This window comes from Vagococcus entomophilus (assembly GCF_003987595.1).
Lineage (GTDB): Bacteria > Bacillota > Bacilli > Lactobacillales > Vagococcaceae > Vagococcus_E > Vagococcus_E entomophilus.
The window spans coordinates 179,984-194,843 of the sequence record NZ_NGJZ01000002.1; the positions used below are offsets into that span (position 1 = coordinate 179,984).

Annotated in this window: 15 protein-coding genes and 1 riboswitch; of the genes, 11 read left to right on the forward strand and 4 right to left on the reverse strand. The window is 38.7% G+C overall.

The genetic code is table 11. From position 1 onward, the window contains the following. Positions 1-2: 2 nt before the first annotated feature. Entirely contained in the window at positions 3-1,562 is a 1,560-nt protein-coding gene (locus CBF30_RS06850; protein WP_390221186.1) for an ABC transporter permease subunit, read from the reverse strand. A gap of 77 nt (positions 1,563-1,639) precedes the next feature. Further along, positions 1,640-1,814, reverse strand: a riboswitch (Lysine riboswitch). A gap of 160 nt (positions 1,815-1,974) precedes the next feature. On the opposite strand from CBF30_RS06850, the gene CBF30_RS06855 reads away from it, so the two are divergent. The 10 genes from CBF30_RS06855 (at position 1,975) to CBF30_RS06900 (ending at position 11,016) form a co-directional block, all read left to right on the forward strand. After that, positions 1,975-2,685, forward strand: a complete 711-nt coding sequence (locus CBF30_RS06855; protein ID WP_245975039.1) for an NAD-dependent protein deacylase — start codon at positions 1,975-1,977, stop codon at positions 2,683-2,685. Positions 2,686-2,710: 25 nt separating this feature from the next. Then, a complete protein-coding gene (locus CBF30_RS06860) occupies positions 2,711-2,974 on the forward strand; it encodes a chorismate mutase (RefSeq protein WP_170168968.1) in 264 nt (87 codons plus the stop codon). A gap of 177 nt (positions 2,975-3,151) precedes the next feature. Next, positions 3,152-4,183, forward strand: a complete 1,032-nt coding sequence (argC, locus tag CBF30_RS06865) for an N-acetyl-gamma-glutamyl-phosphate reductase (protein WP_126824214.1) — start codon at positions 3,152-3,154, stop codon at positions 4,181-4,183. A 19-nt stretch (positions 4,184-4,202) separates the two neighbouring features. Beyond that, entirely contained in the window at positions 4,203-5,399 is a 1,197-nt protein-coding gene (gene argJ, locus CBF30_RS06870) for a bifunctional ornithine acetyltransferase/N-acetylglutamate synthase (protein ID WP_126824217.1), read from the forward strand. Between the two features lie 14 nt (positions 5,400-5,413). Further along, complete coding sequence (gene argB / locus CBF30_RS06875; RefSeq protein ID WP_126824219.1) at positions 5,414-6,166, forward strand: acetylglutamate kinase; 753 nt, start codon at positions 5,414-5,416, stop codon at positions 6,164-6,166. Further along, the gene (locus tag CBF30_RS06880) at positions 6,163-7,317 is read left to right on the forward strand and encodes an acetylornithine transaminase (RefSeq protein ID WP_126824222.1); all 1,155 of its coding nucleotides are present in this window, start codon (positions 6,163-6,165) and stop codon (positions 7,315-7,317) included. Before argB ends, CBF30_RS06880 begins: the two co-directional genes overlap by 4 nt. Further along, positions 7,314-8,252, forward strand: coding sequence for an ornithine carbamoyltransferase (gene argF, locus CBF30_RS06885; protein WP_126824225.1), 939 nt, complete (start codon positions 7,314-7,316; stop codon positions 8,250-8,252). Before CBF30_RS06880 ends, argF begins: the two co-directional genes overlap by 4 nt. A gap of 63 nt (positions 8,253-8,315) precedes the next feature. Then, entirely contained in the window at positions 8,316-8,708 is a 393-nt protein-coding gene (locus CBF30_RS06890; protein WP_126824228.1) for an effector binding domain-containing protein, read from the forward strand. Between the two features lie 230 nt (positions 8,709-8,938). Further along, positions 8,939-9,802, forward strand: coding sequence for a helix-turn-helix domain-containing protein (locus CBF30_RS06895; protein ID WP_126824231.1), 864 nt, complete (start codon positions 8,939-8,941; stop codon positions 9,800-9,802). A gap of 104 nt (positions 9,803-9,906) precedes the next feature. Then, positions 9,907-11,016, forward strand: coding sequence for an ABC transporter ATP-binding protein (locus CBF30_RS06900; RefSeq protein ID WP_126824234.1), 1,110 nt, complete (start codon positions 9,907-9,909; stop codon positions 11,014-11,016). A gap of 308 nt (positions 11,017-11,324) precedes the next feature. Here the strand turns inward: CBF30_RS06900 and CBF30_RS06905 are convergent, their stop codons facing one another. Genes CBF30_RS06905 through CBF30_RS06915 form a run of 3 tightly spaced genes read right to left on the reverse strand, consistent with a single transcriptional unit; the run spans position 11,325 to position 14,286 of the window. Further along, complete coding sequence (locus tag CBF30_RS06905) at positions 11,325-12,032, reverse strand: LutC/YkgG family protein (protein WP_126824237.1); 708 nt, start codon at positions 12,030-12,032, stop codon at positions 11,325-11,327. 1 nt (position 12,033) lies between these two features. Next, positions 12,034-13,509 carry a LutB/LldF family L-lactate oxidation iron-sulfur protein gene (locus CBF30_RS06910; RefSeq protein WP_126824240.1) on the reverse strand — a complete coding sequence of 492 codons (1,476 nt, stop codon included), beginning with the start codon at positions 13,507-13,509 and terminating at the stop codon, positions 12,034-12,036. Between the two features lie 18 nt (positions 13,510-13,527). Next, a complete protein-coding gene (locus CBF30_RS06915) occupies positions 13,528-14,286 on the reverse strand; it encodes a (Fe-S)-binding protein (protein WP_126824243.1) in 759 nt (252 codons plus the stop codon). 354 nt (positions 14,287-14,640) lie between these two features. On the opposite strand from CBF30_RS06915, the gene CBF30_RS11820 reads away from it, so the two are divergent. Further along, complete coding sequence (locus tag CBF30_RS11820) at positions 14,641-14,784, forward strand: hypothetical protein (protein WP_170168969.1); 144 nt, start codon at positions 14,641-14,643, stop codon at positions 14,782-14,784. Positions 14,785-14,860: the final 76 nt, after the last annotated feature.

Below are 14,860 nucleotides of genomic sequence, written 5' to 3' on the forward strand. Positions count from 1 at the left end.
TCTCAACGTTCTTCAGGTGTTTGTACCTGCATTTGGTTAGCAAAAGGGGTGTAGTTATCTGGACCATCCATTTTTTTCTCAACAAAGCGTAGAATTCTTGTTACGGCAAATGTCATCACAAAATAGATCACACAAGCGATGAAAAAGGTATCAAAGAACCGGAAATTAGCCCCAGCCACTGTTTTTGCTTGGAAGAACAACTCAGATACAGCGATGACATTCAGGACCGAAGTATCTTTAATGTTAATCACAAATTCATTGCCAGTTGCAGGAAGAATATTGCGAATCACCTGTGGAATTACGATAGTTTGCATTGTTTGAAAGTGAGTCATTCCGATTGCTTGTGCCGCTTCGAACTGCCCTTTATCTACTGAGAAAATCCCACCTCGAACAATTTCAGACATATAGGCACCTGTATTAATGGATACAATAAAAATGGCTGCAGCGGTTCGATTGATATCAATCCCAAAAGCTTGGGCGGAGCCATAGTAGATGACCATCGCCTGGACAATCATAGGTGTTCCTCTGAAAATTTCGATGTAGACAGAAAAGAAAAGATTTAGCCCTTTTAACAATACTCTCTTGATACGAGTTTCAGGGAATGGAACGGTTCTTATGACTCCGATGATTAAGCCAATAACAGTTCCAATAATCGTTCCAACTAACGAGATTAACAAGGTCATTCCTGCTCCACGCATTAACATAGGTCCATTTTCTTTGATTATTTTTAGAACCCAACTTTGTTTTTTTGTTTCGCTTGGTTGTGCCTCAATGGCTTTGTGCATAATTTTTTGCTGTTCTTTTTCCGATAGACTTGCGAGTGCTTGATTCATTTCGACTCGCAAAGGACTGTTTTTCTTGACCCCAATGGCGATGGCAGTATCTTCTTTGCTCGTTTTAAAACCATTTTCTCCTGAAAATTCAACCATTTTAAAATTAGGATTGATTTTTTGAGCGGTAAGTCCTTCTGGTCGTTCTGTAACGTAACCATCTATGACGCCTGATTCGAGAGCCACGCGCATTGCTGGAAAGTTATCCATTGCAGTTTGTTTTTTAACACCAGAAATTTGTTCAATGACGCTATAGTGGAACGTGTTGAGTTGGGCCGTGATTTTTGCCTGTTTAAAATCTTTCAGTGAAGTCGCATTTTGGTACACCCCATCTTTTTTGACGAGTATAACGAGGTGAGACGTGTAATAATTATCGGTAAAATCAATCGTTTTTTTGCGTTCTGCGGTAGGGGACATACCTGCAATGATGGCATCAATCTTGCCTGAGGTAAGGGCGGGGGCTAATCCATCCCACTCAGTTTTGACAATAACTAATTTGCGATTTAACTTTTTGGCCATTTTCTTTGCAATTTCGACGTCGTACCCCCCAGCATATTCTTGAGAACCACTAATTGGCACGCCCCCATTTTTATTTGAATTTTGTGTCCAGTTAAAAGGTGGGTAGCCCGCCTCCATTCCGACGCGAAGTTCCGGTTGGGTAGCGTGTGCTTGTTTTGATCCAACCAATAATAGGGTGAGAATCAACGTACAAATGGCTAAATATTTTTTCATTTCACTCTTCCTTTCCATAAAAAAAATGCAAACAACATCAAAAAGAGGTTGTTTGCATTTCGTAAGTTTTTGCCTAAGACAAAAATAGCGCAACTCAGTTTTGACACTGAGACAGTCTAACAATTATTGATTGCTAGCCCAACATATATTTTTGAGGGAAAATATACATTTCGGCAATGTTTCCACCATATAGTTTCCTAGTATCCTCATACTCCACTATACTTTATAAACAATGCGACCTCTACCTCATCTTGGAGGCTTATATTCAGTTTTTATACAAAAAATGTATTTTTATCAAAGACAATGTCATTGTAACATGATTCTGTGAGCTTGTCATAATTTTTTTGCGATTTACGTAGGACTTTTGTTATTAGACATTTTTGACTATAATAAAAAGAGGAAGGTGAAATCGGTGGAAAGAAGAAAGCAAGCACTAGAACTAATAAAAAAAAGTCAAAAGATTACCTTTTTAACGGGTGCTGGGGTATCTGTTCCATCTGGAATTCCAGATTATCGTTCGATTAATGGTCTCTATCATGAGTTGGAACATCCTGAATATTTATTAAGCCATGAATGTTTGATGAAAGAGCCGGAAAAACATGATCAATTTATCAAGAAGCTGTATCACTTAGAGGCAAAACCGAATCATATTCATCAAAAAATAGCACAGTTAGAGTTATCAACAGACAAACAGATTGAAGTGGTCACCCAAAATATTGACCAGTTGCACCGAAAAGCTGGAAGTCAAAATCTCACGGAGTTTCATGGTAGCCTGATGGAGTGTTATTGTCTTAAGTGCAAGCAACAAGTATCTGTTTCAGACTATCTTTCTTCCAGCTATCATGAAAACTGTGGTGGACACTTGCGGACAAATGTCGTATTATACGGAGAAGCTTTGCATGAAAAAAGCTTGGGGCAGGCTATATCAGCAGTAGAAAATGCGGATTTAATTGTGATTGTCGGAACGAGTTTTCAGGTGCATCCATTTTGTGATTTGATTTTTTATCGTAAGGCGAATGCGCAAGTGATTGTTGTGAACCAAGAGGCGATTTCTTTACCAGTGGCGCATTTTTTTATAAAAGGGGATGCCACTGACTTTTTTCAAGAAATCATGGTTGATTAATGAAAAGATAAAAAGGGGAAAATGTATGTTAGAAAATGAACGTAGAAAAATTGATCAATTGGATCAAGAAATCATTCGATTACTAGAGCAGCGTTTTGACACGGTACAGACGATTGCAAAAGTAAAAAAAGAACAAAGCATCCCGATATTAGACGAATCAAGAGAACAGATTATCTTAGAAAAAGTAGCGAGCTATGTAACGAATAAATCTTATGTGTCGGCGATTCAAACTATTTACCAAGAGATGATGTCGAGTTCTAGAGCTTATCAGAAGAAGCAAATGGACTAGATTGCTAGCCCATTTGAAAGTTTAAGGAAAGTCAGTGGAATCAATTCGATTTCACTGACTTTTTGTTTTTGAATAAAAATTCCTTTTAACAGCTACAAAACTAATAAAAAACCGTTGACTTGCATAAATAAAAAGCCTATAATGTGACATAACAACAAAATGAGAAGAGGGGAAAAAATGAAGGTTTCGATTGTGGGAGCAACTGGATACAGTGGTTTGGAGCTTTTTAGGTTGCTTTCAACGCATCGAGAAGTTGAAATAGCAGGACTATATAGCCAAAGTTTCAAAGGTGAAAATATCGGAGAATTGTATCCGTATATGCAAAAAATATACAATGGGGATTTACGAGGATTTCATGCAGAAAAAATAATGGCCACAAGTGACTGTGTATTTCTGGCAACTCCTTCTGGTGTATCCAAAGAAATAGCCAATCCGTTTATACAAGCCAATTTTCCTGTGATTGACTTGTCAGGGGATTTTAGGCTGAAAAATCCCAAGACTTATGAAAAATGGTATCAAAAATCAGCACCCAAATCAGAATGGCTACAGCAGGCAACTTACGGATTAGCGGATTTAAGCCCTCATTATGCCAGCCACTTGATTGCAAATCCAGGATGCTATGCAACTGCGACGCTGCTTGGACTTGCACCACTTATTCAAAACGACTGGGTGCAACCAGATTCTGTGATTGTTGATGCCAAATCAGGGCTATCAGGTGCAGGGAAGATGAACACTAAGGCCACGCATTATGTAGAGGCAAATGAGAATATGAGCGTGTACAAAGTGAACCAACATCAACATATTCCTGAAGTGATGCAACAATTAAAAATATGGAACAAAAAAATGCAACCCATTCAGTTTTCTACATCATTGATTCCTGTAACGAGAGGAATTATGGCCACTATTTATGCAAAGCCTAACAAAAAAATCACGCAGCAAGAGTTATTTGAACTCTATGAATTTTACTATGAGAAAATGGCTTTTATTCGCGTTCAACCAAAGAATTGTTTTCCTGATTTGAGACAAGTAGTGGGCTCAAATTATTGTGATATTGGTCTAACTTATAATGAAGAAACGGGAATGATTATGATTGTGAGTGTCATTGACAATTTGCTGAAAGGTGCTGCCGGACAGGCTGTTCAAAATATGAATTTGTTTTATCAATTTAATCAAAGCGAAGGATTAAGGTTAAGTCCAGTTTATCTGTAAATCGGAGGGAGTAAGGAATATGAAGATTATTGACGGAACAATCGCTAGTCCAAAGGGATTTTATGCGGATGGTGTCCATTGTGGTTTGAAGAAAAAGAAAAAAGATATTGGGTGGATTTATTCTGAAAAAAAAGCCCAAGCAGCAGCTGTTTATACGACGAATCAAGTCAAAGGAGCTCCGTTGCTTGTGACCAAAGAGGCTTTGGGTGTGGCGCATCAGTTACAGGCCGTTCTTGTCAATTCTGCCGTAGCTAATACCTGTACTGGAGAAACGGGGATAGAGGATGCCTATCAAATGCAGCGTTTAGCAGCTGATAAGCTGGGACTTGAGAATCATCAAGTAGCCGTTGCCTCGACGGGGGTCATTGGCAAGCACTTACCGATGGAAAAAGTAACAATGGGCATTGAAGCGTTATCAATGAAATCTGGAAATGCTCAAAATTTTCATGAAGCAATCTTAACGACGGATTTAGTGACCAAAGAAATTTGTTTATCAGCGATGATTGGTGGGAAAAAGGTGACAATGTCTGGAGTTGCAAAAGGTTCAGGCATGATTCATCCTAATATGGCGACAATGCTCTCTTTTATTACGACGGATGCTAACATTCCGTATCAGCTCTTAGAAAAACTACTGAAAAAGAAGGTTGACGAGACGTTTAACCAAATCACAGTGGATGGAGATACTTCGACAAACGATATGGTGGTAGTACTAGCAAATGGTTGTGCTGAAAATAAAGAAATTGTGGAAGATACACCTGAATATGAAACTTTCTCTCAAATGTTACGTATGGTGACGGAAGACTTAGCAAAAAAAATCGCACGTGATGGTGAAGGGGCAACCAAACTAATTGAAGTATCCGTAAATCATGCAGCAACTGAAAGTGATGCAAAAAAAATCGCAAAAAAAATTGTGGGTTCTTCGCTTGTAAAATCGGCTATGTTTGGGGAAGATCCCAACTGGGGAAGGATTATCTGTGCTATCGGATATAGTGAAGGAACGTTTGATCCGAGTCTTTTGGATATTTTTATTGGCACACAACAAGTGCTACAAGATGGCTTACCGTGTGACTTTCATCAAACAAACATGCAAAAAATACTCGCACAGGATACAGTTTCCATTCAGGTGGATTTGAAAGTAGGAACCAGTCAGGGAGTTGCCTGGGGTTGTGATTTAACTTATAAATATGTTGAAATCAATGCTTGCTATCATACATAAAAAGGAGAAGGATTATGGGAATCATTGTTATCAAAATTGGTGGCGTAGCAAGTCATCAGTTATCAGCATTTTTTTTTCAACAATTGAAGAATTGGCGGCAAGCAGGAAAGAAGATTGTTTTAATCCATGGTGGGGGTCGTTATGTCTCCGAAATGTTGGAGAAATTGCAAATTCCTATTCAAAAAAAAGATGGCTTACGAGTGACAACAAAGGAAACACTTGAAGTGACAAAAATGGTTTTGATTGGCCAAGTTCAGCCGTGTATCACAAGTTTTTTACAAGCCAATCAACTACCTGCAATTGGCTTGAATGCATCAGATGGTCATTTATTAACTGGCAAGTTCCTAAGCAAAGAAACATACGGATTGGTTGGAAAAGTGGCAGCAGTTCAAACAGATGTCCTTCATGACCTATTAGAAAAAGACTATATTCCGGTTATTGCACCACTTGGTTTGCTCGAAAAAACGGAAGATCAATGGTTGAATATCAATGCGGATGCTGTGGCATGTGAAGTTGCAGCAGCACTAAAAGCAGAAGCCTTGTATTTGTTAACCGATGTACCCGGGATTCAACATCAAAATAAATGGTTGGAAGAGTTATCTATCCATCAAATTGAGGGATTAAAACAAGCGGAATCATTGAGTGGTGGCATGTTACCCAAAGTAGAAAGTGCGATGCAAGCTGTACTGTCAGGGGTCAAGCAGGTAATCATCACCAACGAACTTGAAAATCAAGGAACTAGGATGAAAGGAGTGACAGCAGGATGAGCAAGTTATTTTCGAATTACGCAAGACAACCAAAGGAAATGGTTGAGGGAGAAGCCAATTATTTGATGGATAATCATGGAAAAAAATACTTGGATTTAACCAGTGGCATAGGTGTGATGTCTCTGGGCTATAGCAACAAAGCTGTCAAACAAGCTGTAGAAAAACAGTTGAATTTGTTGTGGCATACGCCAAATCTATACGAAAGCGCGCTACAAGAGCGGGTTGCAAAGAAACTGATTGGCGACCGGGATTATCTGGCTTTCTTCTGTAACAGTGGTGCAGAAGCCAATGAGGCAGCGATTAAGCTAGCAAGAAAAGCGAGTGGGAAAGCCAAAATCATTACGCTTGAGAATTCTTTCCATGGACGTACATATGGTGCGATGTCTGCGACGGGTCAATCAAGTATCCAAGCAGGATTTGGACCGCTTGTACCAGAATTTGAAACGGTTCCTGCTGAAGATATCAGTGCATTAAAACAAGCGGTTGATAGTAATACAGCGGCAGTGATGATTGAAGTAATCCAAGGGGAAGGCGGCGTCTTGCCTCTTTCCAAAGAATGGTGTGCACAGGCACAAGCATTATGTGCGCAGACAGGAGCGCTTTTGATTGTGGATGAAATTCAAAGTGGGATAGGGCGGACTGGCTTTTTGTATGCTTATGAAGCTTATGGCTTATCTCCTGATATTATTACCCTGGCCAAAGCATTGGGTTCAGGAATCCCTGTAGGAGCGATGTTGGGTAAGAAAGCACTCGCAAGCTCTTTTGGTCCTGGTTCACATGGCTCAACATTTGGCGGGAATAAAATTGCAATGGCTGCAGCAGAAGCAGTTCTTTCAGAAATCCAAGCAACCGGATTTTTGGAAGAGGTCCAAACTAAAGGTACATACTTTAAGGGGAATTTAGAAGACAAATTATTACCTCTATCTCAAGTGCTTGAAGTTCGTGGTCTCGGTTTTATGATTGGCATCGAACTGACGATTCCTGTCGCGGATGTTGTCGCTAAATTAGCTGAACATGGAGTGTTAGCTTTAACGGCGAAGCATCAGGTTTTACGGTTGTTGCCACCGCTTACGTTGACTTATGCCGAAATGGATCAGGCAGTGAATGTGATTTATCAAGTACTAGTAAAGGAAGCGGAGGAGATGGAATGAGTAATCAAACATTTGGTAAAAGTATTTTAGATTTGACGGAGCTGTCAAAAAAAGAAATTATTTCTTTGATTGACTTAGCGATTCGACTTAAAAAAGCGCCTCAAGATTATGCCAATGTTCTAAATGGAAAAATTTTGGGCATGATCTTTGAGAAATCTTCTACTCGCACGCGGGTTTCTTTTGAAGCGGGGATGCTCCAACTTGGCGGACAAGCAATTGTGATGAATGGTAAGGAAACTCAAATTGGGCGAGGGGAGCCAATCAAAGATACAGCACCTATCCTATCCAGTTATTTGGATGCACTCATGATTCGAACCTTTGAAGATAAAAAAGTTCAAGATTTGGTAAAATATGGTTCGATTCCAGTCATTAACGGTCTGACAGATGACCATCATCCCTGTCAAGTGCTAGCTGATCTCATGACAATCTACGAGCATAAAGGAACCTTTGAACAAGTGAAATTAGCCTATGTTGGGGACGGAAATAATATGGCTCATTCGCTATTGATTGGTGGTGCAATTGTTGGAATGGACGTAAGTATAGCGTGTCCGAAAGGCTATGAGATGAAAGCAGAATATGTGACATGTGCGAAAAAAATAGCCCAAAAAAGTGGCGCAACACTTGAAATCACGCAAGAGCCTAAAAAAGCCGTTGAACAAGCTGACTTTGTGTATACCGATGTATGGTCTAGTATGGGATGGGAAGAAGAACAAGCTAAAAGAGAATCAGTATTTGCCCAAAAATATCAAGTCAATGCTCAATTAGTGGCACATAGTAAAGCGGAGTATAAGTTTTTACACTGTTTACCTGCACATCGCGGGGAAGAAGTAACGGCAGAGATTATTGATGGGAGCCACTCGGTCATCTATCAAGAAGCTGAAAATCGGCTGCATGCTCAAAAAGCTTTATTAGTGAAAATTTTAGTGAAAAATTAACAGTTGCGAACATACGTTCCTTTTTGCTATACTAACAGTAAGTATAAAGAGGAGGAATTTTTAATGGATGTTTATGCACTCAATCATACACGGACAAATAATTTTGCACTGGATATGCCGGATAAAATCGGTCAGGCTTGGCAAGAGGCCAAACAAAAAGTCGGGGAAGTTCAGACCATTCAATATGGGATTTATCATGAATATGATGGGAACTATCAAAAAGATTATACCTTGACCATTGCCTCTGAAAAGGAAGTTGAAGGAGCGCAATTAATGCTTTTGGCTGATGATTTTTATCAAGTTTTTCCAGTAGATACGCGCCAGAAAATGGGAATATTTCAGACTTGGCAACAAATCTGGAATCTGGAAGAGGAAGGCAAGTTGAAAAGAGCTTATACGCAAGACTATGAAAAATACTACTTAGATGGACGAGTAGAAATTTATATAGCCTTATAGTTCGGCTTTTAAGGTTTGTTTAAGTTTATTGAAGTATGCTGTTTTCATACCACAACAACCTAACTTTTTTTCATTTTTACTCTGTGAGTTTAGAAAGACCGAAACCGGTTTTCTAAACTCTTTTTCCTGTTTCTTTCTGATTGAATTAAATAGATATGGTATAATTTTAACATAGCAAGAAAGCGATTTCTTTTTAGGGCGAAACTCTTAATGAAAGAAGTGGGTTAAAAATGACATTTCAAGAATTATTAGGCATCTATCCAGCGGCGGTTTTACTTACTGAAAATGATGCAAAAGAGCAAGAATTATTGTATGTAAAAGTAACAGAGGGTTTTGCGGGAATAAGGAAAGCAGCACTCACTCAAAATGAGCAAAAGCTATTAAAGCTGTTGACGCAGATAAATAAAGCCAAAACTGGTCTGGAAGAGCATGAGTGGTACCCAATTCTTTTTGAAAACCAGAAACTGTCCATCCCATCAACGGTTCGGATCATTCAGGTTCGGCTAAACTATCATCATGATTTTTTGAAAAAAGAGTGGATACAAGCAATAAAAGAATTTTTTTCCAGTTATTTGGATGTATTTTTTTTAAACGAAACAGAAGCCATCATTGTAGAGGAGAAAGACAAAAAAAGTGCAACTCTCACCGAAATTGAAGGCTTTTTTCAAGCGTTAGATGGAGACTTTTCTTATGAGACGCAATTTTTTCTGGGGTCTTTTTGGAAAGAACCAAGTGAGGTGTATCCGTGTTTTCAAAACGAGCGTACTCTCTTTTCTCATGTATGTCGCACTTCAAAAAAATCGAAAGGATTTACATTAGGCGAGGTCGTATTAAAAGGATCATTTATGGAAGATTTACGGCGTAAACGATTATTTCAAACGCTCTATCAGCAGTGGTTTACTCCAGATATGAATCAACTATTAGAAAGCTTATGGAGGCAACAAGGAAATATAAGTTCGGTTTCTAAAGAGCTATTTCTACATCGGAACACCGTTGTCTATCGAATGGAGCGTTTCCAAGAACATACTTTTTTGAATTTAAAATGTATGGATGATGTATTTTTATGTCATTTTCTCATTCAGCTTTTTGGTTAAAGGTTACAAGAAAACGCTTTCTTTTTGTTGAGGTTGAGGCTATAAGAGTGAGACAGACTTGATGTATACTTTAACTATAAATTAGGAGAAAAGAGGAAACGACTATGGTAGAACTGGCTTTAAAAAATATTTATAAAAAATATGATAATGCCGAAAATTTTTCGGTGACAGATTTTAATCTGGAAGTCAAAGATCGTGAGTTTATTGTCTTTGTAGGGCCTTCTGGTTGTGGGAAATCAACTACGTTAAGAATGATTGCCGGATTAGAGGATATTACCAAAGGCGAACTTCGAATTGGGGAACGGGTAATGAATGAAGTAGCCCCTAAAGATAGAGACATTGCGATGGTTTTTCAAAACTACGCCTTGTATCCACACATTACGGTATACGATAACATGGCTTTTGGTTTGAAATTACGTAAGTATGATAAGGCGGAAATTAAGGAACGTGTTCAAAAAGCTGCGGATATTTTAGGCTTAACCGAGTACCTTGAGCGCAAACCAGCAGCGTTATCAGGCGGTCAGCGGCAAAGGGTAGCTCTTGGGCGTGCAATTGTCAGAGATGCCAAGGTTTTTCTAATGGATGAGCCACTTTCAAACTTAGATGCGAAGCTACGGGTAGCGATGAGAGCAGAAATAGCGAAACTACATCAACGTTTAAAAACGACAACGATTTATGTCACACATGATCAAACCGAAGCCATGACGATGGCGGATCGGATCGTGATTATGAAAGATGGATTTATTCAACAAATGGGGACACCAAAAGAAGTCTATGATACCCCTGTTAACATGTTTGTTGCGAGCTTTATTGGTTCACCTGCAATGAATTTTTTCAATGTAACACTAAACGACAGCATCATTACGGATGGGCAAGGGCTTAGATTACGTATTCCAGAAGGAAAAAATAAGTTATTGGTAGAAAAAGGATACAATGGTCAAGCACTTGTTTTTGGCATCCGTCCTGAAGACATTTATAGTGAACAAATCGTGATTGATGCGTCACCAGAAGCCACGGTCAAAGCCAAAGTTGTCGTTTCAGAATTACTCGGAGCAGAGTCCATGTTATATACAAAAATTGGTGATACAGAGTTTATTTCCAAAATTGATGCTCGTGATTATCATAAGCCTGGCGAAGAAATTGAGTTGGCTTTTAATATTAATGATGGCCATTTCTTCGATCCTAAAACAGAACAAGTAATAACCTTTGCATAAGGTCAAGGAGCTAATGCTTAAGCTTGGTTTAAGTTAAGCGAGTTATTCTACTGATATACCACAACAACCTAACTTTTTTTCATTTTTACTCTTTGAGGGTAGAAGATCCATAGCGGATTTTTTACCCTTTTTTTATTCCATTCGGGATCATCCTTGGAGTTTGAATAGAGGGGATGAATTTGCCACACAAGTCACGATTTCAGCACTAAGGGATGTTTGTTTTTTTGATAAAAAGAAAAAAAGATTGAGCGCTTTTGGGGCTCAATCTTTTAGGGAACTATCGTGATTGTATTTTTGGAAAAAAGTATCTAACAGTCCGTTACGATCACATAGGTCACTTCAATTGGACCGTGAACTCCAACTACTAATTGCATTTCTATATCGCCAGAATTAGAAGGACCAGAGATGAAGTGAACCGCAGATCCTACGTTATGTCCACGTTCTCTTTGTTCTGTATAAAAAGCAGCTGCTTGAGTGGAACGAGGAACAATTTTACTCATTGGAATGATTGAAATATATTTTTTAGGTAAAAAATGAAGAGAGCGACCTTGTCCTGCGGAAGTTTCCACAACGATGCTGGCTGATTCTGCTAGTAAAAATTCGGCAAAGGCAATTGCAAGACCTGCCTTTGCAGCAGATTGGATGTTTTCTTTCCGAAAGTCTTTACCTTTTTTCCAAAAATGAACTTCTGGTCGCTGTAAAAGATCCGTTAAGCCAAATTGTTTAAAGCGCGTATCTGTTGGTAGCAAGAGATGCTCTTCTTGTGATTGCGCAATTAATTGATTGAGCGTTTCTTGAAGTGTCTCTTGAGTAGTTTCAAGAACAGGAGTATGAATAGTTTTAGCTTTTTCTTTACAGATAGCTAAAAGCTCTTGTGGTGTTTTGTCTACCAAAGTGGTCTGTGCTAAGTCGTGTACGGGCTGAATTTTTTTGTCTTTTAATGAGTGTCTAGGAGTGCCCAATTTATCGGCCAAATGATTTAAAAAATTTTCTTTTTTTTCTAAGGTATCACTCATTTTATTGCCCCCCTTGTTGTTCTTTTTTATGATGTTTGAACCATTCTCTAAAGGCATCTTTTCCTTTAGGTGGACGTGGTAAGTCTCTAATAGAGGTCCAACCACCAAGTAGTCCAGGCCCCATATTTAGGTAGCCATCATAATTGTATAGATTTTCAACGCTTGTTTGCTTGTGCTTAGACAAAACACCCGAAGGTAAATGATCCATTTTCATCGCCATTTTAAAAAGAATTGGAGAGGCAGTTGCTTTGCCTATTACACGTAAAGTCAGATCGTCTAAACCGTGTGTCATTTTTAGGTCATCGGTCATCTTCACTCGGTGTTCAATGAGCAACTGATGCAGAGGGATTTTAACAGGACAAGTATCTGTACAGGCGCCACATAGGCTAGAAGCATAAGGTAAATCGCCAAAATCTTCATAGCCACCTAATATTGGCGAAAGAACAGCCCCCATTGGTCCAGGATAAATCGAACCATAGCCATGTCCGCCTATATGTCGGTATACGGGGCAAACATTCAAACAAGCACCACAGCGAATACATTGAAGCATGGGTTGAAAAACAGTTCCCAAAGCGTTAGAACGTCCGTTGTCAATAATAACAACATGGAAATCTTCGGGACCATCAGATTCATCAGAATTTGTCCGGCCAGCAAAAGTTACATAACTAGTGAGACTCTGACCTACTGCACTTCTAGACAGCAAGTTATCAACGACTTCCGCTTCTTCCATAGTTGGCACAATCCGCTCCATGCCCATCAAAACAATTTGTGTTTTGGGGATACTGATGCATAGGTCCGCATTTCCTTCATTTGTGACGAGATTGATGATGCCACTGTCTGCAATCGCAAAGTTACATCCGGTAATCCCAATATCTGCTTCTAAGAAAAACTCGCGCAAAACCTTACGCGCAAACCTGGCCATGTGTACCGGTTCGTTATCGCCATCATAGCCTAACTTTTTCTCGAAAACTTTCCGAATTTGTTCCCGATTCTTGTGGATATTTGGGAACACGATATGAGAGGGTTCGTCCCAATCGTCCATTTGTAAGATGAATTCGGCGAGGTCTGTTTCCATTACGCTTACCCCATCTAATTCGAGGAGCATCTGATCAAGCCCAACCTCGGTCGTAACCATCGATTTTGATTTTACGATTTTTTTTGCTTGTTTTTCTAGGGTTACTTTTCGAACATAGTCACGTGCTTCTTCCTCGGTTTGAGCAAAAAAGACGTGGCCCCCATTTTTTTCGACATTATCGCTAAACTGTTCTAAGTAGTCAGGTAAATAAGCAATAGTTTCCTTTCGAATTTGTTCACCGAGCTCACGCCACATTTCCCAATGGCCAAGTTCTTCACGAGCCCCTTCGCGTTTGACCCATTGATCATCTTGAGCTTTGGCTACTGCTTTTTGCATAAATGTATCTTCAATACTTGCTTGTAAACGTTCATCAAAGGTTTTTGTACTTGTTTTCAGTCCCATGTGATTACTCCTCCTATTCTAGGCATGTACGCTATCTGGAATGTGAACACGGCTTTCATCGATTCCGTGATTTAATACTTCAGCAATGTGCATAATCTTGATGCGTTTGCCTTCCCGATTGAATTTCCCACCAATATTCATGAGACAAGCCATGTCTGCACTAATCAAGACTTCCGCACCAGTATCAATGATGTCATTCATTTTTTCAGTGACCATTTGGTTTGAGATAACCGGTTCTTTGACAGAGAAAGTACCACCAAAACCACAGCAGTTTTCGATATGAGGGATGGGAATCATTTCTAAATCTTTGACATGATCTAATAAAATGAAAGGCGTTTCTCGTTCTTTAAGTAGACGAGTCATATGACAAGAACGGTGGTAAGTTGCTTTGGCATCTAATGTCGCACCAACATCCGTTAATCCAAGAACTCGGTTTAGAAATTGCGTGAATTCATACGTTTTTTCATTTAATTCTTTAGCCATCCGCGCATATTTAGGATCATCTTTAAAAATTTCTTCGTATTCTTTAAGCATGGCTACACAACTACCCGCAGCGCCAACAACGTATTCCGAATCTTTGAAAGACTCTAACTGATTGATCAACGTTTTTTGCGATTCTTCGCGGTAACCACTGTTATAAGTGGGTTGACCGCAACAAATTTGTTTGTCTGGAACATCTACTTCTACACCAAAACGTTCGAGTACTTCAACCATGGCAATCGCTACATTTGGAAATAATAAATCTACGACACAACTTGTATAAATGCTAACTTTCATTTTTTTCACTCCAAACTATGATTGTATACGTCTATTATATACCTCTTTTTTAAAATTTAAATGATAATTTTATAAATAAACTTAAATGATAATTATTATCAATATATAAAAATTAATTGTAAGAAAGATAAGCACCTACAGATACTACTGAAACAAAGAAGATCTATTGATTTACAAATGATAATTTTTATAAATAAGAAAAAATAAATAAAGAGAATAATTATTAGGAATTCTTTTCTTTTTTTTAAAAAACCGAATAACGAACTGTTTTTTAAAAATCTTAGGTATAGATTGTTGACATTGAAAGCCATTTCCGCTATGATTCAATTAAATTAATTGGAGGAGACGGATGCCATGTTTTTGACGCATACAGTAACACAACAAAATAATTGTTGTTGCACGATTAAAATAGTTAATCGTGAATTTTCGTATGCAAAAAAACGGACCGGAATGTTTCTTTCTATTGATGAAGTTGAGACACAAATAGACGATTTGTGACATCAGCAAGTATCTTAAAGTTGAAACGGCCAACAGCGCATATGATTATTCATATGCGCTGTTTTTGTATGTAAAA